This window comes from Streptomyces sp. NPDC003635, assembly GCF_053587635.1.
Genome location: NZ_JBSFOK010000001.1, coordinates 264,760 through 286,271, shown reverse-complemented (window position 1 = coordinate 286,271; position 21,512 = coordinate 264,760). Strand labels below are relative to the sequence as shown.

Annotated in this window: 18 protein-coding genes and 1 tRNA gene; 6 read left to right on the top strand and 13 right to left on the bottom strand. The window is 72.0% G+C overall.

All coding sequences use genetic code 11. The features are described 5' to 3' along the window. Window position 1: 1 nt before the first annotated feature. The 11 genes from ACWDRW_RS01355 to ACWDRW_RS01305 form a co-directional block, all read right to left on the bottom strand. Complete coding sequence (locus ACWDRW_RS01355; RefSeq protein WP_451718346.1) at window positions 2-1,000, bottom strand: transglutaminase domain-containing protein; 999 nt, start codon at window positions 998-1,000, stop codon at window positions 2-4. Next, window positions 997-2,559 (bottom strand): class I adenylate-forming enzyme family protein, encoded by a 1,563-nt coding sequence (locus ACWDRW_RS01350; protein WP_451718343.1) that lies wholly within the window; start codon window positions 2,557-2,559, stop codon window positions 997-999. Before ACWDRW_RS01350 ends, ACWDRW_RS01355 begins: the two co-directional genes overlap by 4 nt. Continuing rightward, entirely contained in the window at window positions 2,559-2,840 is a 282-nt protein-coding gene (locus ACWDRW_RS01345; RefSeq protein ID WP_451718340.1) for a hypothetical protein, read from the bottom strand. The genes ACWDRW_RS01350 and ACWDRW_RS01345 overlap by 1 nt, the downstream gene beginning before the upstream one ends. Window positions 2,841-2,904: 64 nt before the next feature. Next, window positions 2,905-4,050: an SDR family oxidoreductase gene (locus ACWDRW_RS01340; protein WP_451718337.1), complete on the bottom strand. Its 1,146-nt coding sequence runs from the start codon at window positions 4,048-4,050 to the stop codon at window positions 2,905-2,907. 146 nt (window positions 4,051-4,196) lie between these two features. Then, window positions 4,197-5,093: an alpha/beta fold hydrolase gene (locus tag ACWDRW_RS01335; RefSeq protein WP_451718331.1), complete on the bottom strand. Its 897-nt coding sequence runs from the start codon at window positions 5,091-5,093 to the stop codon at window positions 4,197-4,199. 223 nt (window positions 5,094-5,316) lie between these two features. Further along, window positions 5,317-7,671 (bottom strand): BTAD domain-containing putative transcriptional regulator, encoded by a 2,355-nt coding sequence (locus tag ACWDRW_RS01330; RefSeq protein WP_451718329.1) that lies wholly within the window; start codon window positions 7,669-7,671, stop codon window positions 5,317-5,319. Continuing rightward, a complete protein-coding gene (locus ACWDRW_RS01325; RefSeq protein WP_451718326.1) occupies window positions 7,668-7,940 on the bottom strand; it encodes a hypothetical protein in 273 nt (90 codons plus the stop codon). Before ACWDRW_RS01325 ends, ACWDRW_RS01330 begins: the two co-directional genes overlap by 4 nt. Continuing rightward, on the bottom strand, window positions 7,937-8,926 hold the full coding sequence (locus tag ACWDRW_RS01320; RefSeq protein WP_451718323.1) for an AraC family transcriptional regulator: 990 nt from the start codon (window positions 8,924-8,926) through the stop codon (window positions 7,937-7,939). Before ACWDRW_RS01320 ends, ACWDRW_RS01325 begins: the two co-directional genes overlap by 4 nt. A 166-nt stretch (window positions 8,927-9,092) precedes the next feature. After that, window positions 9,093-10,463, bottom strand: coding sequence for a class II 3-deoxy-7-phosphoheptulonate synthase (locus ACWDRW_RS01315; RefSeq protein ID WP_451718320.1), 1,371 nt, complete (start codon window positions 10,461-10,463; stop codon window positions 9,093-9,095). 1,131 nt (window positions 10,464-11,594) lie between these two features. After that, window positions 11,595-11,939, bottom strand: coding sequence for a LysR family transcriptional regulator (locus ACWDRW_RS01310; RefSeq protein WP_451718317.1), 345 nt, complete (start codon window positions 11,937-11,939; stop codon window positions 11,595-11,597). 50 nt (window positions 11,940-11,989) lie between these two features. After that, window positions 11,990-12,655, bottom strand: coding sequence for a ScbR family autoregulator-binding transcription factor (locus ACWDRW_RS01305; RefSeq protein ID WP_451718315.1), 666 nt, complete (start codon window positions 12,653-12,655; stop codon window positions 11,990-11,992). A 207-nt stretch (window positions 12,656-12,862) separates the two neighbouring features. Here ACWDRW_RS01305 and ACWDRW_RS01300 point away from each other — a divergent pair, with 207 nt between their 5' ends. Then, entirely contained in the window at window positions 12,863-13,810 is a 948-nt protein-coding gene (locus ACWDRW_RS01300) for a ScbA/BarX family gamma-butyrolactone biosynthesis protein (protein ID WP_451718313.1), read from the top strand. 554 nt (window positions 13,811-14,364) lie between these two features. Here the strand turns inward: ACWDRW_RS01300 and ACWDRW_RS01295 are convergent. Beyond that, window positions 14,365-15,129 carry an SDR family NAD(P)-dependent oxidoreductase gene (locus ACWDRW_RS01295; RefSeq protein ID WP_451718310.1) on the bottom strand — a complete coding sequence of 255 codons (765 nt, stop codon included), beginning with the start codon at window positions 15,127-15,129 and terminating at the stop codon, window positions 14,365-14,367. 159 nt (window positions 15,130-15,288) lie between these two features. Here ACWDRW_RS01295 and ACWDRW_RS01290 point away from each other — a divergent pair, with 159 nt between their 5' ends. Both ACWDRW_RS01290 and ACWDRW_RS01285 read left to right on the top strand, forming a co-directional pair. Beyond that, a complete protein-coding gene (locus ACWDRW_RS01290; protein ID WP_451718307.1) occupies window positions 15,289-16,275 on the top strand; it encodes an NAD-dependent epimerase/dehydratase family protein in 987 nt (328 codons plus the stop codon). A 308-nt stretch (window positions 16,276-16,583) separates the two neighbouring features. Next, on the top strand, window positions 16,584-17,804 hold the full coding sequence (locus ACWDRW_RS01285) for a beta-ketoacyl-[acyl-carrier-protein] synthase family protein (RefSeq protein WP_451718305.1): 1,221 nt from the start codon (window positions 16,584-16,586) through the stop codon (window positions 17,802-17,804). A 124-nt stretch (window positions 17,805-17,928) separates the two neighbouring features. Here the strand turns inward: ACWDRW_RS01285 and ACWDRW_RS01280 are convergent. Beyond that, a tRNA-Leu gene (locus ACWDRW_RS01280) sits at window positions 17,929-18,012 on the bottom strand. A 417-nt stretch (window positions 18,013-18,429) separates the two neighbouring features. Here ACWDRW_RS01280 and ACWDRW_RS01275 point away from each other — a divergent pair. The 3 genes from ACWDRW_RS01275 to ACWDRW_RS01265 all read left to right on the top strand — a co-directional run bounded on the left by ACWDRW_RS01275 (window position 18,430) and on the right by ACWDRW_RS01265 (window position 21,502). Beyond that, entirely contained in the window at window positions 18,430-19,293 is an 864-nt protein-coding gene (locus ACWDRW_RS01275) for an FhaA domain-containing protein (protein WP_451718302.1), read from the top strand. A gap of 10 nt (window positions 19,294-19,303) precedes the next feature. Beyond that, the gene (locus ACWDRW_RS01270) at window positions 19,304-19,819 is read left to right on the top strand and encodes an FHA domain-containing protein FhaB/FipA (RefSeq protein ID WP_451718299.1); all 516 of its coding nucleotides are present in this window, start codon (window positions 19,304-19,306) and stop codon (window positions 19,817-19,819) included. A gap of 96 nt (window positions 19,820-19,915) precedes the next feature. Continuing rightward, window positions 19,916-21,502 (top strand): Stp1/IreP family PP2C-type Ser/Thr phosphatase, encoded by a 1,587-nt coding sequence (locus tag ACWDRW_RS01265; protein ID WP_451718671.1) that lies wholly within the window; start codon window positions 19,916-19,918, stop codon window positions 21,500-21,502. Window positions 21,503-21,512: the final 10 nt, after the last annotated feature.

The window sequence follows — 21,512 nt, the reverse complement described above, 5'->3', positions numbered from 1 at the left end:
CTCAGGCGGGGGTACGGGCGGCGGGGAGCTGACGGCAGTCGACGCGGACGTGTCCGCCGGCCACGCAGTCGTGGTCGGCCAGCGACTCGTCGACGGACCGGTCCCAGGCGAGGAGCCGGTTGTGCACCGAACCTCGGGTGAAGTCGGCGAACTCCGGGTGGGTGGCCCGGTGCCGGGAACCCAGGTACGCCAGCACCGGGTCCAGGAGCAGCCAGCGGCCCTCCTCGAACACCTCGGTCCAGGCGTGCTCGACGCCGACCAGACCGAGCAGGAAGCCGCGGCGGGTACGGGCGCGGACGCCCGCCTCCTCGGCCCACCGCTGCATCTGCCAGGCGGCGACGACACAGTCCACGGTGCGGTGCTCGATCGCGGTCGCGGGGCGGGCCCGCAGCTCCTCGGGCACCCAGCCGTACTGGTACTCGCCGGAGACCAGCCGGTCGAGCAGGTCGTCGTAGATCCGGCGGACGGTGTCGGTGCGGGGGGCGTCCCGGTGGCCGCGGGTGGTGACGGTGGCCACCGCGGTACCGCCCTCCTCCCGAACCCACTCCGTGAGCCGGCCCTCGAACAGCTTGGGGGCGGGCTCGGCGGGTACCGGGCTGGTGACGCAGCTGGTGCACCCGGCGGCGGAGCAGGTGGCGGTGAGCCGGAGCCGGGTGACGCGCTCGGTCGTCCAGCTCTCGGGCTGTCCGGCCGCGAGCCGCATGCACTGGCGTTCGCCGAGCTCGGCCAGGGAGCGGCCGAGCCCGGACTGGAGCCCGAGGTTCATCACGTCGTGGTAGTCGTAGCGCAGCCCGTCGGGGGTGTCCTCGGCGGGGAAGCCGGCGCCGACCAGGTTCTCCAGCACGTCCTCGTCGACGGCGAGTTCGCGCGCGGCCTCCGCGTGGGCGAGCCGGGCGACCCGGAACTCCTCGGGCACCGGGACGAGCCGTTCCACCGCCGGAAGCCAGTTCGTCCAGAGCTCCGACGCGGTGGTGGTCCGGCGGGTCGGGGCGGTCGTCATCGTTCCTCCCCTGCCGTGGTCAGCACCGGCAGGTCGCCCGCGGCGAGCCGGCGCGCCACCTCCAGGCGCTTGACCTTCCAGGTGGCGGTGTGGGGGATGTCGTCCCAGCGGCACTGCACCGGCGCGGCGAGCTCCGGCAGCGAGGCGACCGCGCGGCGCCAGGCGGCCAGGTCCAGCGGGGCGTCGCCGCGGGTGACGACCAGCGGGATCGCGGGCCCGTCGGCCATCGGGATGATCACGGCCTCGGTGAGCTGCGGCAGCGCCTCGAGGATGTCGTCCTCGGCCGCCAGCAGGCTCTCCACGCCGCTGCCCCGGTCCACGATCCGGTCGAACAGGTGCAGACAGCCGCGGTCGCTGACCAGGCCGTAGTCGCCCATCGCCCACCAGCCGTCGACCCGCTGGTCGGGGGAGCCGAGGTAGCTGGGGGTGACTCCGGAGGAACGGGCGAAGATCTGCCCGGGGGTGCCCTTGCGGGCCTTGTCGCCCGCGTCGTCGAGGACGCGGATCTTGGTGTGTCCGAGCACGGCCCGGCCGACGCAACGACCGTCGTCGCAACGGCTTTTGAGCTTGTGGGACTTGACGGTGACGGGTCCGGTCTCGGTCTGGCCGTACGCCTGCATGTAGCGGGCGCCGGGCTTGGCCGCGCCCAGCAGGGTGCGGATGGTGCGCGGGTGGGCGGCGTCGAAGGAGCTGACGAACAGCCGCGTCTGCGCGAAGAGTTCGGGCTGCTTCTCGGCGACCTCCTCCCAGCGGATGAAGGCGTTCGGGACGGTCTCCACGACGCCCGGGCGGACGGCGGCGAGCAGCTCGGCCGCGTTCTCGGGGGCGGTGTCGGTGAGGAAGCCGAGCGGCAGGCCGAGCGCGAGGATGGCGAGCATCCCGGACATGCAGCGGGCGTGCACCGGCGACAGGCACATCAGGTACGGGTCGCGCACCCGCAGCACCTTGCCGATGGTGATCTGGGGACGGGCGTGCCCGGCGAAGCTGTGCACGGAGTGCAGCACCAGCTTGGGCACTCCGGTGGTGCCGGAGCTGTGGGTGACCAGCTGCGGGGTGTCCTCGCGGGGCACCACGGCGGGCGGGATGTGACCGCGCTCGGCGTCCAGCAGGGACAGGCCGTGCTCGCCGCGCTCACCGACGTACCAGCGCGGCAGGGTCGGGTCGACGGAGTCCAGCACGCCGGCCGCCTCGGTGACGGCGTCGGTGAGGAGGGCGGCCGGCTCGGCGCGGCCGGTCATCACGCCGAGGGCCTGGAAGCCGACGGCGGAGTGCACGAGCACCGGTACGGCGCCGATGCGGGCGCAGGCGAAGGCCAGCAGGGGGATGTCGAAGTTCGGCTGCTTGACGATGAGGATGCGCTGACCGTCGGTGACGCCGGCCCCGGCGAGCAGGGCGGCGGCCTCCTCGACCAGGTCGGCGAAGGTGGCGTAGTCGAAGTTCCGGCCGGCCTGCGGGAACAGGTCGAGCGGCTTGTCGAGGCGGATCGGCACCGCGCCGTGGCGGCGGCGGGCCTCGGCGGGGGCGGTGGCCAGCGCGAGCCGGCGGTTCACGCGCGCCATCACACACCCCCCGCCTTCGCCGCACGGCGCTCCAGTTGCGCGGTGATGTGGGCGAGCAGGGCGTCGTAGGACCCGAACGCGTCGGTCGGCTCGTCCAGGTCCCACTCGATGCCGAAGGCGTCCTCGACGTCGGCGAGCAGGCGCATGAAGCCCGCCGAGGTGAGCCCCAGGTTCCACAGCGACGCCGCACGGGCCGCCGGGTCCTCCAGCGGCAGCGGAGCGCCGACCGCGTTCTCCAGCAGGCCGCGCAGGTGCTCCGCGACCGTCGTGCTGTCGTACATGTCTCCTCCAGTGACGGCCCGCGCGGAACCGCAGGCTCAGGGGTTCTCGTCGTCGACGGACGGGTCAGGCGGCGACGCGGTGGACGATCCGCTCGTTGCCGGTGTTCTCCTGGAAGCCGCGCAGGGTGCGCAGGTAGTACAGGAGGTACTCGGCGAGTTCCTCCTCGCCGGTGGGGGCGTAGGAGGCGTCCGGGCCGCAGACGGCGGCGGTGTTGGTGAGGTCGAAGCGCTTGTTGTAGCGCAGGTAGGAGCGGTAGAAGTTCATGCCGCCGTCGAGGGCCTCGTCGATCGCGGTGAAGCCGTCGCGGTCGTCCACCCACAGCGGCTCGCGCAGACCGATCAGCTCGAAGATCTGGGTGACCATGTCACGGACCTTCGGACCGTCGGAGTTGCCGAGGTGGAAGTACGTCTCCGGGGAGTCCGACAGCGAGATGGCGACCGCGTTGCGGGCCACGATGTCGACCGGGACGAGGTTCACGACGGTCTCGGGGTCGGCGAGCAGCCGCACCCGGGCGTGCGAGAGGAACGTGCCGAGCTTGCGCGAGGCGGTCTTCTTGAAGACCAGCACCTGGCGGGCGAAGCCGTACAGACCCGACCAGTTCAGCCCGTGCCGGGTGACGCTGTGGCCGATGACGACGGTGGGCCGCAGGATGCGGATCCGCATGTCGGCCGCGGCCTCCTCGACGAGGGCCTCGGCCCGCATCTTGGTCTGCTCGTAGCAGTTGTTGGCCACCGACTGGTCGGTCACCGGACCCTCGGTGATCAGGTCGGTGCGCGAGCCGGCGACGTAGGCGGTGCTGACGTAGTTGAAGGCGCGCGCGCCCAGCGTGCGGGCGAGGTCGAGGACGTTGGCGGTGCCCTGGACGTTCTGGGCCTCGATCTCGGCGCGGTACTCCTCCTCGTAGCGCAGCGAGGCGGCGCAGTGCCAGACCTCGTCGACGGGCGGCAGCCCGGCCGTGTCGACCCCGCAGCCGTCGACGGTCATGTCACCGTGCACGGCCAGGGTCCGACGCAGGATCTCCGGGTGCAGGTCGGACCGGCCGTAGCCGTCCGCCATCGCCGAGAGCGTCTCGTGCAGGCGCTGCGTCGCCTCGGCGTCGTCCTTGCCGCGGACCAGTGCGAGGACGGGGTCGTCGGTCTTGTCGAGCAGTTCGAGGACCACGGCTCCGCCGACGAAGCCGGTGGCCCCGGTCAACAGACGTGTTGTCATGAGTGCTTGTCTCCAGCGTCGGGACGTGGTGTGCGTCGATGTGGTGCTGCGGTGGTGCAGCGAAATGCCTGGGGGAAGTGGGACGGGGAGGGGGGCCGCGGGTACGGGATCACCGGGCCCCGGCCGCCCCCGTGTCGCCCGTCCCGCTACGCGGCGCCGTTGACCGCGGTGGCGGTCTCGGCACCGCGGCGCGCCTCGAGCTCGTGTACGAACTCGGAGACGGCCGTCTGGAAGCCCTGCGGGTCGTCGAAGAAGGGCACGTGACCGGCGCGGGGAAGGGTGATCGCCCGGCTGTCCGGGATGCGGGCCAGCGCGTCCTCGACGACGGACTCGCTCCACGCGAAGTCGCCGTCACCGTTGATGATCAGCGTCGGGGCGGCGAGGCGGGCGAGCTGCTCCGGGTCGTCCTCGATCTCCAGGGAGGCGAGCAGGTTCTCCCGGATGGAGCCGACGGAGAGCAGGGACAGGAAGTTGTCCTTGAGCGCCAGGTAGGCCGCGGTGCCGCCCTCGTGGATCATCTGGTCCGGGAAGACCAGCGGGTAGAGGTGGCCGAAGAGCTGCTGGGTGCCGCCGGACTCCAGGCTCGCCAGCCAGGAGCGGCTGACCAGCTTGCGGCGCAGGGTGCCGTTGGGCGAGAACGCCGGGCCCACCAGGACCAGGCCGGCCACGCGCTCGGGGTACTTCAGCGCGAACTCGCGGGCGATGAGGGTGGATATGGACGTGCCGACCAGGTAGGTCTTCTCGATGCCGAGGTGGTCCAGCAGACGGCGCACGTCCTCCACGTGGTCCATGAACTCGACCGGCTCCGGGCCCGGGTTGGAGGCGCCCTGGTTGCGCAGGTCGTAGTGGACGAGCCGGAAGTCGTCGGCCAGTTCGGTGGTGAAGTTCCGCCAGATCGGGCTGACGATGTAGAAGTTGTTCAGCAGGGTCACCGCGGGGCCCTCGCCGCTGTCCTCGTAGTACAGCTCGCCGCCGCCGGGCAGGGCGAGCGCGGAGTGGTTGAGGTAGCGGACGTCGAGCTGGCCGAACTGCTGGTCCGTCATGGGGTCTCCTTGGATGGTTCGTTCGGACGTGCGACGGGGAGCGATCCGGACGGGCGACCGTCGCCTGTGTCCAGACTGGGGTGGCCCGTTCAACACCCGCCCAAGGCGTGTCCAAGAGGCGGAAAACGTGCTGTTCAGAGCCGCTTTTCAGGGGTTGCGCGGGGCGCTGTCGCGGACGGGTGGGGACGGCCTGAAACGACCGGCCGGCGGGCGGCCGGGGCGCCTATGTGGTCGGGGTCACCGACCGCCGCCTCGGCGGCCCGGGAACGGCACCGTGCGGCCGGCCCGGCAGCAGACCGCGCCGGACGGCTCCGGGGGCGTGGGACCGATCGGAGTCGGGCCGCACGGCGTCGAACCGAGTGGCTTCGGTACGGGCGGTGTCGGGGCGGGTGGTGTCGGGGCGTCCGGTATCGGCAGGACCGGCGTCGAGGTGACCGGCATCGGCACGACCGGCGTCAGGGCGGGCGCTTTCGGCACGACCGCCATCGGTACGACCGCTGTCGGTACGACCGGTGTGGGACCAACTGGAGTCGGAACAGGCCGAGTCGGTCGGAAGGGCGTCGGACCCGCCGCTGTCGGGGCGATCGGCCTCGATACGACCGGCTTCGATACGACCGGCTTCGATACGACCGGATGCCATACGTGCCATACGACCGTCTTCCGGCCGACCCGCGTCACCACGGCCCCCGTCGACCCAACCGGCCTCAGTCGGTTCAACCTCACCCGTGTCGCCGCCGGTCAGCCCGCTCCACCCCCCGCCCCCGTGGGCCAGCACCCCGACCCGGATCAGTTCCGGGACCCGGAAGGTGGCGGTGCCGCCCGGCGGGGCCTCGTCGAGGACCAGGACCTGCCGGTCCAGCAGCCGCCCCACCACCGACTGGGCGCTCCAGGTGTCGAGCTCCAGCACCTTCTTGACCTGCTCGGTGTCGAAGGAGCCGGGACCCGCCGCCGCGAGCAGGAACGTCGACCGGCGCAGCCATGGCGCCAGCCGGGCCAGGGCACTGTCGGCCCGGGCGAGCGCCGCACAGGCCTCGTCCCGCAGCTCGGCGACCAGCCGGTCGTCGTCCAGCAGGCCCGCGGCCAGGTCGGTCAGCGTCCACATCGGCCGGGCCGCGAACAGCTCGCCCACCGACCGCAGCATCAGCGGATGACCGCCGAGGCGTGCCACCACGTGGCGCAGCGCCGCCCGGTGCCCGGCGATGCGCTCCGCGCCGACCAGGCGCTCGAAGAAGCGGGCCGCGTCCTCGGCGCCGAGCGGACCGAGGGTCAGGCGCCGGGCGCCGGGCAGTCCCGACAGCCGGACCCGGGAGGTCACGAGGGTCAGGCAGGAGTCACCGCCGGGCAGCAGCGGAAGCACCTGGTCGGTACCGGCCGCGTCGTCGAGCAGGACGAGCAGGGACCGTTCCCGGGCGGTGCCCCGGAACAGCGCGGCGAGTCCCTCCGGGTCCTCGGGCTGCCGTTGCCGCGGAATGCCGAGCCCGTCCAGCAGCGACCGCAGTACCGCCTCCGGGGCGCGCGGCCGGTCGGATCCGTCGTGCAGGGAGGCGTAGAGGAGCCCGTCGGGGAACCGTTCGGCCAGCGCGCGGGCGGCTCGTACGGCGAGCGCGGACTTGCCGACGCCGGCCGGTCCGAGCAGGGTGACGACCTGGCCGGTGAACCGCTCGCCGATCCGCTCCAGTTCCTGCTCGCGGCCCACGAAGTCGGGCGCGGTCAGAGGCAGTTGGTCCACCGCGGGTGAGACGCGAGGGGATGGCACGGGCCGCCGTACGACCACCGCCTGGTCCGCCTTCCCGGCGGGCGGCAGGACCTCGCGCAGTATGTCCTGCTGCAGCTTGCGCACCCGCTCGCTCGGCTCGATGCCCAGCTCGTCGACGAGCCGCTGCCGCAGCCGCAGATAGGCGTCGAGTGCCGTACTGCGCTGTCCCGACCGGTGCGCGGCGATCATCAGTTGGGCGGTGAACCGCTCGTCGAGCGGATGGTCCACGGTGAGCCGGCGCAGCTCGGCCACCAGCGCCTGGTGGCGGCCGAGCTGCAGATCGGCCTCGATCCGCAGCTCCAGCGCGCCGAGCCGGGCCTCGCCGATCTGCGCGATCCGCGCGGTGAGCAGCGGCCCGGCCTCCAGCCCCGCGAACGGGTCCCCGCGCCACAGCGCGAGCCCCTCGCGCAGCAGCCGGGCGGCGTCCTCGGGCGCCCCGGAGGCGAGCGCGGCCCGGGCACGGGTCACCCGCTGCTCGAACTCCCAGAGGTCGAGCTCTCCTTGCCGGGCGGTCAGGCGATAGCCGCCGGGCCCGGTCTCCAGGCGCTCGCCGGAGCCGTCGGCGCCGGGGAACCTCAGGGCCTGGCGCAGTTGGTAGATGTAGGTCTGCACGGTCTTGCGGGCGAGCCGCGGCGGCTCCTCGTCCCACAGCTCCTCGACGAGGGCCTGCGTGGACACCAGGTGGTTGGCGTCCAGCAGCAGTACGGCCATGGCGCGCCGCGCCATCGGGGCGGTGAGGGTGCGCCGCTCGCCGCCCACGTGGATCTCGAGCGGGCCGAGCACCTTGATGCGCAGCTCGGGCAGGCCGGTGGCGGTGGTCATGTCTTCCTCCTCCGGCCCTGGCCCTTGCCCCGCTCGCGGGCGGGCGGGTTCTGATGGGTCACGGTCCGCGCGGAGACCAGCCGGCCGGGGCAGGACGCCTCCGGCTCCAGTCCGCCGGGCAGCAGCAGGCCGAGGAAGTGCTCGACGGTTCCGTAGCCCGCCGTCGTACCGGCAGTGGCCGTACCGGCCGTGGCCGTACCGCCCGCCGTCGCCCTGCCGGCCGTCGTCCGGTCCGCCGTCGTGCGGGCGGCCTCGGTGGGCGCGCTCACGGCCGGGCTCCCGAGCTCGCGGGATCGGTGTCCAGGTGGTGGTCCATGGCGCGGCGCTCCTTCCGGAACTCGCTCGGGGTGACCCCGTACCGGCCCCGGAAGAGGCGGCTGAAGTGGGAGGCCCCGTACAGTCCCGCCCGCTCGCCGATCAGCGCGACGGGCAGGTGGTCGAGGGAGGCGTCGGCCAGTTCGGAGCGGCAGCGGGCGAGCCGCTCGTCGCGGATCCAGCGGGCCGGGCTGACGCCGAACTCCTGGAAGATCTTCTGGAGATAGCGCAGGGAGATGTTGTGCCGGCGGGCGACCTCGATCGGGCTGAGGCTCGGCTCGGCCAGGTGCTCGCGCACATGGGCCTGGATCCGCAGCATCAGCGCCTGCCGGGCGATCTCGCTGTCGGCGCCGACCTCGCGCATCCGCTCGGCGAACAGGACGGCGGTCAGCTGGGCGACACTCCCGCCGAGCAGGTCCACGGCCGTCTCGACTTCCTCACCGTGCCGGCCGAGCCCTTCGAGGAGGCTGCTCAGCAGCGCGGCGGCGCCCTGGTCACCGCTCCAGGCCCGGGCGGTGAGCCGCTGGGTGTCCGCGGCGGTGAGCCCGACCAGGGAGTGCGTCACCATGACGTCGACCATCCGGAACTCCTCCGGCATGATCACCTTGAACGGGCGTCCGGTGTCGAAGGAGATCAGCTGCGGCGGCCGTACGACACCGTGCCGGCCGTCCTGGAAGACCCAGACCTCGCCGTGCAGCGGCCGGCACATGCGCAGCCGGGCACCCTCACCGGCGCCGATCAGCCGCCCGGGCCGGACGAGCTCACGCGGCCCGCCCTGCACGAGCGAGACGGTCACCTCGCCGAAGCGATGGCGAGCGGTCGTCCCCTCGAGGATCTCCTGATGGTTCTTGACGATCTGCAGTCCACCGCGCTGGGCGGGCGGCGGATCGGCGGTGCACCTGCGTACCTGCCGAGGCTTCACCTCACTGACACGTTGCATCGCGTACCCCCTGTTCCGATGTCGGAGCTCTCGAAGAAGCACTCATAGAGAAACATACCCGCATGCGGGTTTTCTACTTCGATCGAGAGTTTCGATGGATACGAGGGGTCGCGCGGCCGGTGAGGCCGGGCTTCCGCCGACCTCACCGGGCCAGGGTCGGACCAGGTCAGGCCGCCTGCGCGATACGCGGCCGCGGCACGGCCGGGACCGCGCGGTCCGCGTACAACTCGGCGACCTGGAAGGCGAGATCGAGCGCCTGGTAGCGGTTGAGCCGGGGGTCGCAGGCGGTCTGGTAGCGCCGGTGCAGATCCGTCAGGCCGATCGGGTGCCCGCCGCCCACGCACTCGGTGACGTCGTCGCCGGTCAGCTCGATGTGGATGCCGCCGGGGTGGCTGCCGAGCTCGCGGTGCGCCTCGAAGAAGCCGGTCACCTCGTCCAGTACGTCGTCGAAGTGGCGGGTCTTGTGGCCGCTGGCCGCCGAGAAGGTGTTGCCGTGCATGGGGTCGCAGATCCAGGCGACGGGCGCCTCGGTCTCGCCCACGATCTCGATGAGGGAGGGCAGCAGGTCACGGACCTTCTCGCGCCCCATGCGCGTGATGAACGAGAGCCGGCCGGCCTCCCGCTCCGGGTCCAGCCGGTCGATGAGCGAGAGCACCTCGTCCCGGGTGACCGTGGGACCGAGCTTGACGGCGACGGGGTTGCGGACCTTGGCCGCGAACTCGATGTGCGCGTGGTCGAGTTGCCGGGTCCGCTCGCCGATCCAGACCATGTGCCCGGAGACGTCGTAGGCGTGGCCGGTGCGGGAGTCGATGCGGGTGAGGGCGGCCTCGTAGTCGAGCAGCAGCGCCTCGTGGCTGGAGTAGAACTCGGCGAGGTGGAACTCACCGGGGTCGGCGCCACAGGCGGCGAGGAAGGTCAGCGCGCGGTCGATGTCCCGGGCGAGGGCCTCGTAACGGGCGCCGATGGGGGAGGAGTTGACGAAGTCGCGGTTCCACTCGTGCACCTGCCGCAGATCGCCGTAGCCGCCGGTCACGAAGGCCCGTATGAGGTTCAGGGTGGAGGCGGAGGCGTGGTACATGCGTTTGAGGCGTTCCGGATCCGGGCGGCGGGCCTCGGGGGTGAACTCCTGTCCGTTGACGGCGTCGCCGCGGTAGACGGGCAGGGTGACGTCCCCGCGGACCTCGACCGGCCGGGACCGGGGCTTGGAGTACTGCCCGGCGATCCGCCCGATCTTCACGACGGGGACGGAGGTGGCGTACGTGAGCACGGCGGCCATCTGCAGCAGCGTCTTGACCTTGTCCCGCACCTGGTCGGCGGTGACCCCGTCGAAGGTCTCGGCGCAGTCGCCGCCCTGGAGCAGGAAGGCCTCGCCCTTGGCCACCCGCGCGATGCGCTCGCGCAGTTGGTCGCACTCCCCGGCGAACACGAGCGGCGGGTAGGACGCCAGTTCTTCGAGTACGCCCTTGAGGGCGTCCGGGTCGGGCCAGTCGGGCTGCTGGGCGGCCGGCAGCAGGCGCCAGGAGTCCACGTCCGTCATGCGCTGATCAGCATTCATGTTGGGCTGAGCCTCACTCTTGTCCGGGGAAAGTTCGTGGGTCCGGGGGAGGGGTCGGGGCGGTACGCGGGCCCGGGGCCCCGGGGGTACGGAGCGGCCCTCCCACCGCCGGGGCGCTCCTCGCCGGGGGAAGTACGAGGAGGGCACCGGTCGACGGGAGGGCCGCGACTCGGGGGGCGAGCGGCATCCGGCCCGTCTACGGCCCCGGACTCACCGCGATACTCCGACTCTACGAACCCCTCCGCCCCGCTGGTTGCCGCACCGCGCACCGCCCTTTGCCGAAACACGCGCGAACGGACCCGGCCCCGGAACTTCACATTCCGAGGGCCGGACACGGAACGGAAGATCTATTGGAATGACCAATTCCGCCCCGGTGCGCCGACAAAGAACCCTGGGGGACGACTTTTTCCGGCCAGACAGAAATGGCAAGTGCCTTACGGAACAACAAATTCCGCAAACAAAACCAAAACCACAACCCCAGGAATGACCAATTCCGCCAGCAATCACCGCAGGCGGCGACCACCTCCACCCCCACCACTCGCGGCTGGGGACAGCCGCACGGCTCCACCCGCCGTCGCCACCCACACCGCCGCCGCCGGCAGTCGCACCAAAGGGCGGCCCCACCCACCAACGCCAACGCCACCAACCCCATGGCCGAGGCCACCCGCCCCCGCTGCACCCACCGCCGCGGCCACCCACACCGATGCCCCCACCGCCGCCGGCAGTCGCGCCAAAGGGCGGCCCCACCCACCAATGCCAACGCCACCAACCCCATGGCCGAGGCCACCCGCCCCCGCTGCACCCACCGCCGCGGCCACCCACACCGATGCCCCCACCGCCGCCGGCAGTCGCGCCAAAGGGCGGCCCCACCCACCAACGCCAACGCCAACGCCACCAACCGCACGGCCCAGGCCACCCGCCCCGCTGCACCCACCGCCGCTGCGGGCAGTCGTGGCGCTGGGGCGGCACGGGTGGGCGCAGCGGCACCCCGCCGGCGCGGGCAAGCAAAGACCCGGCACCCACAACCCCGGGTACCGGGTCACACCAGCCTCAGCCGAACGGGGTCACCCCACCCAGGGCGCCCCTCAAAGTCACCACAAGCCAGAACTCGCCCTAACGCGCACCACCCCTGGCAGGTTCACGCACACCCGCCCGCCTGACCCGGCCCGGCCCCCTCCGCACCGGCGCCGTACACCCCACGCCCCCCTCCACCGCCGCCCGCCGCCCCGCCTCCGCCGCGTCGATGATGATCTCGGCGTACGGCAACAACCGCACCCCCGCCTCCGTCAACGCCAACCGCCGCCGGCTCCGATCGAACAGCGCCGCCCCCACCGACTCCTCGAGGTTCTGGATCTGCGCCGTCACCGTGGACTGCGCGTAGTTGAGGTTCCGCGCCGCCCGAGTCACGCTCAACTCGGCCGCCACCTCACGAAATGCCCGAAGCTGCTGGATCTGCACGTGCCGCTCCCTTCGCAGGCGGCCGGACGAGGGCCGCCCCAGAACTGCCCTCAGACGGAGCTGCGGACCGCCGCCCCACGCGTCAGGACCTTCCCCCGATCCGCGGTGATGTCCAGCCGCGCGTACACCTCGGGCCGGGCCAGCGAACGGGCCATCAGGTCGTAGAGAACCGCGATCCGTTCCTCCACGTCGGCCCGGTTCGTCATGACCTCCGACAGCAGCTGCACCCCGGTGAACGCGCCCACCGCCGCCTCCGACACCGAGGCCACCTCGATGCCCGGCACCAACTCCCCCCGCTCCTGGGCCTCTCCGAGCAGCCTCGAGCTGACCTCGATCCAGGCCTGGTACGGCACCTTGCGGTCGATCACGTCGTGCCCCTGGTCGACCGCGAGACGGATGCTCCCCTGGAGCATGCGGTCGAAGGTGAGCCGGTGCGCCACGAGCAGCGTCACGTCCACCCACTCCTGGAGCTTCGGCGCCCCCGCCTCCTGCGGCGGCGCGAAGTACCTGATCTGCTCCGCCACCTGCTCGTCCAGCACCGCCTGCGCCAGCTCGGCCTTGGAGGTGAAATGGAAGTAGAAGGCGCCCTTCGTCACACCGCACCGCTGGTAAACGTCCGAGATCCTCGTGGCGGAGTAGCCGCACTCCGCGAAGACCTCGCCCGCCGCCTCCAGAATCGCCTGGCGTGTCCTGATGGCTCGATCCTGCTGTGCCACGGGGCCCCCTTCCGTCGTCGTTGTTGATGATGTCTGTCAGCGGGTTCGTATGCGGAACCACCCGCCCTCATTGAAAAACATACCCGCATGCGCGTATCTTACCGGCGGGGTTGGAACCAGTCACCCGTCATGCACCTTCTCGTTCCAGAAGGAAGAGCAATGACCACCAACATTGGTATTCACAGGGGCCGACGCCGCCACGGGGGGATGAGGAAGACCGCGTTTCCGGTCCGGCCGGTCATACCGGCCAGGCCCGTCATCCTGCCGCCCGCGGCGTCGATCGACACCAGGCTCGTACATCGCACGCACCGGAAGGACGTACTGCCCACCGGCATCACCAAGCACGACGCTCTTCACTACACCGTCTCCACGCAGTGGCCCGCCGACCACCGCCGATTCACCGACGCCCAGGGCGACTTCCTGCCCTCCCTGGTGATCGAGAGCGTCCGCCAGGCCGTGATCCTGGTCGCCCACGAGGGCCTCGGTGTCCCGCTCGGCCACCAGTTCCTCGTCTCGTCCGCCCACCACCGGGTGGACCCCGGCCGGCTGCGCGCGCCCGACGCGCCCGCCCGCCTCGATCTGGACGTGTCCATCCACGACCTCAAGCACCGCCGCGGTGTTCCCTCGTCGCTGGAGGCCCGTGTGGTCCTCCGGGTGAACGGCGAGATCATCGGCACCGGCGGCGGCGAGTGCTCCGTCATGACCGCGGAGGTCTACCGCCGGCTGCGCCGCGGCCGTACCGAGACCGCCTGGCCCGCCGCGCTCGCGGCTCCGCTGCCCGCGCCGGTGCCCCCGCACACGGTCGGCCGCTCCCTCGCCTCCGACGTGGCCCTCGCCCCCGGCGAGCGTTCCGGCGAGTGGCTGCTGCGGGCCGACGTGTCGAACGAGCTGATGTTCGACCACCCGAACGACCACATGCCCGCGATGGTTCTTCTCGACGCCGCGCAGCAGGCCGCGCACGTGGTCTTCGGACCGCGCCCCTTCCGGCCCTCCTCGTGCGTCGTCTCGTGCTCCCGCTACGTCGAGTTCGACTCCCCCTGTGTCGTCCGGACCGACCTCAAGGAAGAGGCCGGGCACGGCTACGTCCTGTCCGTGACGGGCCATCAGAACGGCGAGCGGGTCTTCGAGATCCTGTTCCGGGGCGCGGACCGCTAAGGGTCGTTCCTCGGCCTCCGCGCCGTCGTGGCCGGTCGCGCCCTCGCGGCGGAGCCGCACCCCGATGCGGCCCCACGCCGCTCCCGGCGCCTTCGGACCGCCCGCCCCTAATGCGCGCACAGTCGGCAGACCCTCCCCGACACCGCCGGTCCCTCACCGGCCGTGCGGTCCCCGTCCCGGCAGCGTCGCCGTGACGATCCCCTGCCGACACCCACGCGCTCGTGCCGTCCGATCCGCACGTCCGTGCCCCGACATGTGTGGCGCCGTGCGTGATCCCGCCGACCACCGCCCATCCACTCTCACCACCCTCACCCTCGACCCCAGCTGCTTCGATCACCCGCCCCGACCCGTGACCCGCCGTGTGCGCGGCGGCCCGGGCGGGCGGGCCCCCGGCCCGCGCCGGACCCGCACCGCGATCCACCGTCAGCACAGGAGCCCGTCCCATGACCCGCACCGACGGAACCCGCACGGCACGACCTGCCACCGTGGTCCCTCGGCGCCGGCTGCCCACGAGGCACCGTCGCTCCCCCTCCCCGTCACTCCGCTCACCCCACTCACCGCACCGTCCAGCCGCCGTCCACCGGCACCGTCGCGCCGACCACGAAGGACGCCCGGTCACTGCTGAGCCAGGCCGCCGCCTCGGCGATCTCCTCCGGCACGGCGATCCGCGGCAGCAGCGCCGCCCGCGCGAGTTCCTCCGCCACTCCGGGCACGGCGGCCATCCACGCGTCCGTCATTTCGCTGTGGGTCGCCCCGGGAACAATGACATTGACCCGAATTCCGCGCGCCGCATATTCCGCTGCGACCGCTTTAGTCAATCCGATGACGGCATGCTTGGCGGCAATGTAGGGCGCGGCCACCGGTGTCGCCACGAGACCGGCCGTACTGCTGGTGTTCACAATGGCGCCGCCCCGCTGGAGCATTGCGGCGACTTCATGGCGAAGACAGTTCCACATTCCGCGGACATTGGTGTCCATGACGGTGTCGTAGACCTCATCGCTCATCATGTGCATGGGCGTTCCCTCGGCCGCGACGCCGGCGTTGTTGAACGCCACGTCCAGCCTGCCGAATCTCTCCACCGCCCGCGCCACCCCCTCCGCCACCTGCTGGTTTCTCGCGACATCGACCACCACGTACTGCGCTTGGAATCCCTCGGCGGACAGTTCCTCGACCAGCGCCGCGAGCCGTTCCTCACGGCGCGCGGCCAACGTCACCGCGGCGCCCTCCCGGCAAAAGACCCGGGCCGCGGCCGCCCCGATCCCACTGCTCGCACCCGTGATGAACGCGTGCTTTCCCTGAAGAAGTCCGCCCTGCCACATGGCCTCACGCTACCCGTAATTTAAGTCCCTGATTCGCGCCGCACTAGATTCTGGCTCGAATCCTTTCCCCGTCTCTATATCGAGAGACCTGCCCCCCCACGCCCCGTTTTTCTTCCCCCCTCCGTTCCACACTTCCCGAGACGAGATCGGAAAGAAGACATGGCACCGACGCGACGGATCCTCATCACCGGCGGGACCGGGTTCGTGGGCTCCCACGTGACCGGTCTGCTCTCCACCGGCACCGACCCGGCGGACGCCCCCTCCCTACGTCTCCTCGTCCACAACCGTCCGCCCGTCCCCGACGACACGGGCCGGGTGGAGGTGCGCCGCGGTTCACTCGGCGATCCCCGTTCCCTGCGCGGCGTCTGCGACGGCGTGGACACCGTGCTCCATCTGGCCTCGCGGATCGGCGGCAGCCCCGCCGAGTGCGCGGCCGTCAACGACACGGGCACCGAGGCCCTGCTGGCAGAGGCCGCTCGCGCGGGGGTCGAGCGGATCATCCAGCTGGGCACCACGGCCGTGTACCGGGACGAGCCGCACACCGGCGCCAAGGAGGGCGAGCCGGAACTCGGCCCCTCCTCGCCGACGAGCGTCAGCAGGCTGGCGGGGGAACAGCGCGTCCTCGCGGCCGGCGGTCTCGTCCTGCGCCCGCATCTCGTCTACGGCCCCGGAGACGTCTGGGTGGTCCCCGCGCTGGTGGACTTCCTCACCGCCTTCCCCCGTTGGATCGACGCCGGGCGTGCCCGTACGTCCGTGATCGGTGTGCACGACCTGGCCCGGGTCGTGGCCGCGCTGGCCGTGCGGCCCGAGCTGCCGCGCGGTGCGGTCCTGCACGCCGCCCGGCCGGAGCCGGTGTCCGTGCGGGACCTGGTCGAGACGGTCTGCCGGGAGCTGCGGCTCCCGCTGCCCCGGGGCGAGGTGTCCTACGCCCGGGCCGCCGCCCTGACCGGCGCCGACCGGGACCGTCTGGTCCGGCGGCGTCTGTCGTTGATGGCGGTCGACCACTGGTACGACAGCTCCCGTCTGTGGCAGTTGCTCGGGACGGCGCCCACGGGCGGGTTCGCCCGTGACTTCGCCGTCGGTGCCACCTGGTACCGGTCGCTTCTGGCCCGCCGTACGGACGGCGAGCTGTTCCCCACGAGGTGACGACCGGTCGGCCGCGCACCCCGGCCGCGAACCCCACCGGACTGTCCCCGGCCCGGTGGGGCCTGCTGCACCGGTGCTCAAGTTAAGGGCCGCGGGCGCGATCTTCTCGCCCGCCCGCGCACGCGCTGTGGCACATCCGCGCACGACGACGGGGGTGCCGGAACGCCGGGTTGACCTGCCGGTACCCCGTGCCACGTTCACGCAGGATCTCTGGCCCGTTCGCGTCCGGCGGGCCCGCCCGACCGGTGGCCGGGCGATGGTGACAGGACATATCGACGAAGGCCCCGCCGGATCCGAGGAGACATGAGATGGCCGCGCACGGTGACGACGTACTGGTGACGGGTGTCGGTGCGCTGACACCGCTGGGCGCGAGCGCCGCCGCGTCCTGGGAGGGACTGCTGGCCGGGCGCTCCGGCATCCGCGACCTCGGCCCCGACTGGCCCGCGGAACTGCCGGTGCGCATCGCCGGCACCGTGGAGAGCGACCCGGTCGAAGAGCTCGGCCGGGCGCAGGCCCGCAAGCTGGACCGGGGCGAGCAACTGGCCGTGGTCACCGCCCGCCAGGCCTGGCAGGACGCGGGCGCCCCGCAGGTCGAGCCGGAGCGGCTGGCCGTCGTGGTCGGCACCGGCATCGGCGGCGTCCTCACCACGCTGGCCCAGTACAACCTCTACGAGGGCTCCGGGATGCGCCGCCTGTCACCCTTCGCGGTGCCGATGCTGATGCCCAACGGTCCCGCCGCCTGGGTCTCCATGGAGCTCGGCGCCCGGGCCGGCGCCCGCGCCCCCGTGAGCGCCTGTGCGTCCGGAGCGGAGTCGATCGCGCTGGGCCTGGACCTGATCCGGGCGGGCCGCGCGGACGTGGTGGTCGCGGGCGGCACCGAGGCCACCCTGACCCCGTTCATGGCCGCCGCCTTCACCCAGATGAAGGCGCTGTCCGTGCGGGGCGGCGACCCGGCCGCGGTGTCCCGCCCCTTCGACGCGGACCGCTCCGGCTTCGTGATCGCCGAGGGCGCCGCCCTGGTCGTACTGGAACGGGCGGAGTTCGCCCGGGCCCGCGGGGCGCGGGTCTACGGCGCCGTCGCGGGCGCCGCGGTGCACTCCAGCGCGCACCACATCACCTCCTCCGACGCGGAGGGCCAGGTGCAGGCGATGCGGACGGCGCTGGCGGACGCGGGCGTGGAGGCCCGGGACATCGGGCACGTCCACGCGCACGCCACCTCCACCCCGAGCGGCGACCTCGCGGAGGGCGAGGCGCTGGCGAAGGTGGTCGGCGAGGGCGCGGCGGTCACCGCCACCAAGTCCATGACGGGCCACATGCTCGGCGCCTCCGGGGCGTTCGGCGCCCTGTCGACCCTGCTCTCGCTGCACCACGGAGTGGTTCCCGCGGTCCGCAACCTCGACCGCCAGGACCCGGAGATCCGGCTGGACGTGGTCCGGGGCGAGAACCGCACCGGCAGCTGGGACGCGGCCCTCGCCAACTCCTTCGGCTTCGGCGGGCACAACGTGAGCCTGGTCCTGAAGCGCGCCTGAGAGCTTCCTCACACGCGGACCGGCGGCACGGTGAGGACCGTCGCCGGTCCGCGCGAGACAACCGTCACAGTCGTCGCGGACAACGAGAAAGGGCGGCATCTGATCGATGCCGCCCTTTCGACGGTGCGCGAGGGGGGAGTTGAACCCCCACGCCCTTGCGGGCACTGGAACCTGAATCCAGCGCGTCTGCCTATTCCGCCACCCGCGCATTGGGTGTGTCCTCGGGCTCCGTTCCTTGCGGTGCGGCGCCTTCCGACATCCAGAACATTAGCACGCCGGCCAGGGTGGGTTCACATCCCTTCTGCCCGGGCAGCAGCCCGACGAGGGCCCCTGTCTCGGACCGTGTCTGTTCACGTATCAACCTCGTACCGGTCCGGCCCGTCTGCCCAGGAGCCGGTCCGGGTCCACAGTCAGGTGCGGGACACTGGTCTGCGGCCGCCTCTACGATCCTGGGCAGGAGTACGTCCGAGGAGAGTTCGAGGGCGCGCTCCACAGGGAACTTCGTCAGGCGTCGACACCCGTCGGCCGGGCCGGACAGGGGGAACCAGCCGATTCACCGGCGCGTGGATACGATCAGTAAGCAGTACGAGGCATACGACGGAAGCAGCTACGGAGGAGGTGCCCCATGGGAGTCCTGAAGAAGTTCGAGCAGCGTCTCGAAGGTCTGGTCAACGGCACCTTCGCCAAGGTGTTCAAGTCCGAGGTCCAGCCCGTGGAGATCGCGGGCGCGCTGCAGCGCGAGTGCGACAACAACGCGACCATCTGGAACCGCGACCGCACGGTCGTCCCCAATGACTTCATCGTGGAGCTGAGCACGCCGGACTTCGAGCGGCTGAGCCCCTACTCCGGGCAGCTCGGCGACGAGCTCGCCGGCATGGTCCGCGACTACGCCAAGCAGCAGCGCTACAGCTTCATGGGCCCCATCAAGGTCCACCTGGAGAAGGCCGACGACCTCGACACCGGCCTGTACCGCGTGCGCAGCCGCACCCTGGCCGGCTCCACCGACCAGCAGGGCGGCGGCCAGCAGCCCTCCGCCCCGGCCGGCCGGCCCGGCGGCTACGGCTACCCGCCCGCCGCGGCTCCCCCCGCGCCCGCGGGAGCCCCGCCCATGCCGAGCGCGCCGCCCCCCGGCGGCGCCCGCCCCGGCGGCTACGGCTACCCGCAGCCCGCCGCGGGACAGCGCCCCACGGCGCCCGCGGCCGGCGGCCGCACCCGCTACTGGATCGAGATCAACGGCACCCGCCATCAGATCTCCCGCGCGACGCTGGTGCTGGGCCGCAGCACCGACGCCGACGTGCGGATCGACGACCCCGGCGTCTCCCGCCGGCACTGTGAGATCCGGACCGGAACGCCCTCGACGATCGCGGATCTCGGGTCCACCAACGGCATCGTGGTGGACGGGCAGCACACCACCCGCGCTACGCTCCGCGACGGCTCGCGGATCGTCGTGGGCAACACCACCGTTATCTATAGGCAAGCCGAAGGGTGAAGCGGGGGCAATGTCAGAGCTGACCCTCACGGTCATGCGGCTGGGTTTCCTGGCCGTCCTGTGGCTGTTCGTGATCGTGGCCGTGCAGGTCATCCGCAGCGACCTGTTCGGTACGCGCGTCACCCAGCGCGGGTCGCGCCGGGAAGCGGGCCGGGCCCAGCCGGCCGCCCGGCAGGCCGCGCCGCCGCAGCAGCGCCAGCAGGCCGCAGGGGGCGGCCGCCAGCGCCGTAACGCCCCCACCAAGCTCGTGGTCTCCGAGGGCACCCTCACCGGCACCACGGTCGCGCTCCAGGGCCAGACCATCACGCTGGGCCGGGCGCACGACAGCACGATCGTGCTGGACGACGACTACGCGTCGAGCCGGCATGCCAGGATCTACCCGGACCGCGACGGGCAGTGGATCGTCGAGGACCTCGGCTCCACCAACGGCACATATCTCGACCGGAACCGATTGACGACTCCCACGCCGATCCCGCTGGGCGCGCCGATCCGCATCGGCAAGACCGTCATCGAGCTGCGGAAGTAGCTGCATCATGAATGAGCGCGAGCGGAGCGAGCACGCAGCGGCGGCCCCCACGACGGGCCCCGGCGCGCTCCCGACCGGAGGGTGGGCACCGTGCGGATGTACCCGGAGCCGACGGGCGAGGTGCGCATGAGTCTGTCACTGCGCTTCGCCGCCGGATCGCACAAAGGCATGATCCGGGAGGGCAACGAGGACTCCGGATACGCCGGTCCCCGCCTGCTCGCGATCGCCGACGGCATGGGCGGCGCCGCGGCCGGCGAGGTCGCCTCCTCCGAGGCCATCTCCACGATCGTCGCCCTCGACGACGACGTCCCCGGTTCCGACATCCTCACCTCGCTCGGCACCGCCGTGCAGCGCGCCAACGACCAGTTGCGCTCGATGGTCGAGGACGACCCGCAGCTGGAGGGCATGGGCACCACGCTCACCGCCCTGCTGTGGACCGGGCAGCGGCTCGGGCTGGTGCACGTCGGCGACTCGCGCGCCTATCTGCTGCGCGACGGGGTGCTCACCCAGATCACCCAGGACCACACCTGGGTGCAGCGGCTGGTCGACGAGGGCCGGATCACCGAGGAGGAGGCCACCACCCACCCGCAGCGCTCCCTGCTGATGCGCGCGCTGGGCAGCGGCGACCATGTCGAGCCGGACCTGTCGATCCGCGAAGTCCGGGCCGGCGACCGGTACTTGATCTGCTCCGACGGCCTCTCCGGTGTGGTCTCCCACCAGACCCTGGAGGAGACCCTCGCCAGCTACCAGGGACCGCAGGAGACCGTGCAGGAGCTGATCCAGCTCGCGCTGCGCGGCGGCGGCCCCGACAACATCACCGTGATCGTCGCGGACGTCCTCGACCTGGACACCGGCGACACCCTCGCCGGACAGATCTCCGACCAGCCCGTCGTGGTCGGCGCGGTCGCCGAGAACCAGCACCAGCTGCACGACAACGGCATCATGCAGACCCCCGCGGGCCGCGCCTCCGGGCTCGGCCGCCAGGTGCCCGGACAGGGCGGCGGGGGCGGCGAGTTCGGCCCGCCCGGCTCCGGTGGCGACATCACCGGCTACATCGACACCTCCGGCTTCGGCGACTACTCCGACGACGACTTCGTGAAGCCGCGCAAGAACCGCAAGTGGCTGAAGAGATCCTTCTACTCGGCGCTCGCGCTGGCCGTCCTCGGCGGCGGTCTGTACGGCGGCTGGAAGTGGACGCAGACCCAGTACTACGTCGGCGCCAACGGCGAGCACGTCGCCCTGTACCGCGGCATCAGCCAGGACCTGGCCTGGGTCTCGCTGTCGGAGGTGGAGAAGGATCACCCCGAGATCGAACTCAAGTACCTCCCGCCGTACCAGCAGGAGCTGGTCGAGGCGACGATCGCCGAGGGGGGCCTGAAGGCCGCCCAGCAGAAGATCGACGAACTGGCCCTGCAGGCCTCCGCGTGCAAGAAGCAGGCGGAGCGGCAGGCGGCCGCGAGCGAGCAGAACTCGAAGACCGGCGAGGGCGAGGCCGGAGGCACCACGGGAACCACCCGTACCTCCCTCACGTCCAAGGCGACACCGACACCGAACCCGTCGGACAAGTCCTCGGGCTCCCCGTCGACCTCCCCGTCCCCGTCCACGACCGCACCCACGCCCACTCCCGGCCCCACACTCTCGGAGGAAGAGCAGAAGGTCGTCTCGAAGTGCGGTACGCAGTAGGCAAGCCGTG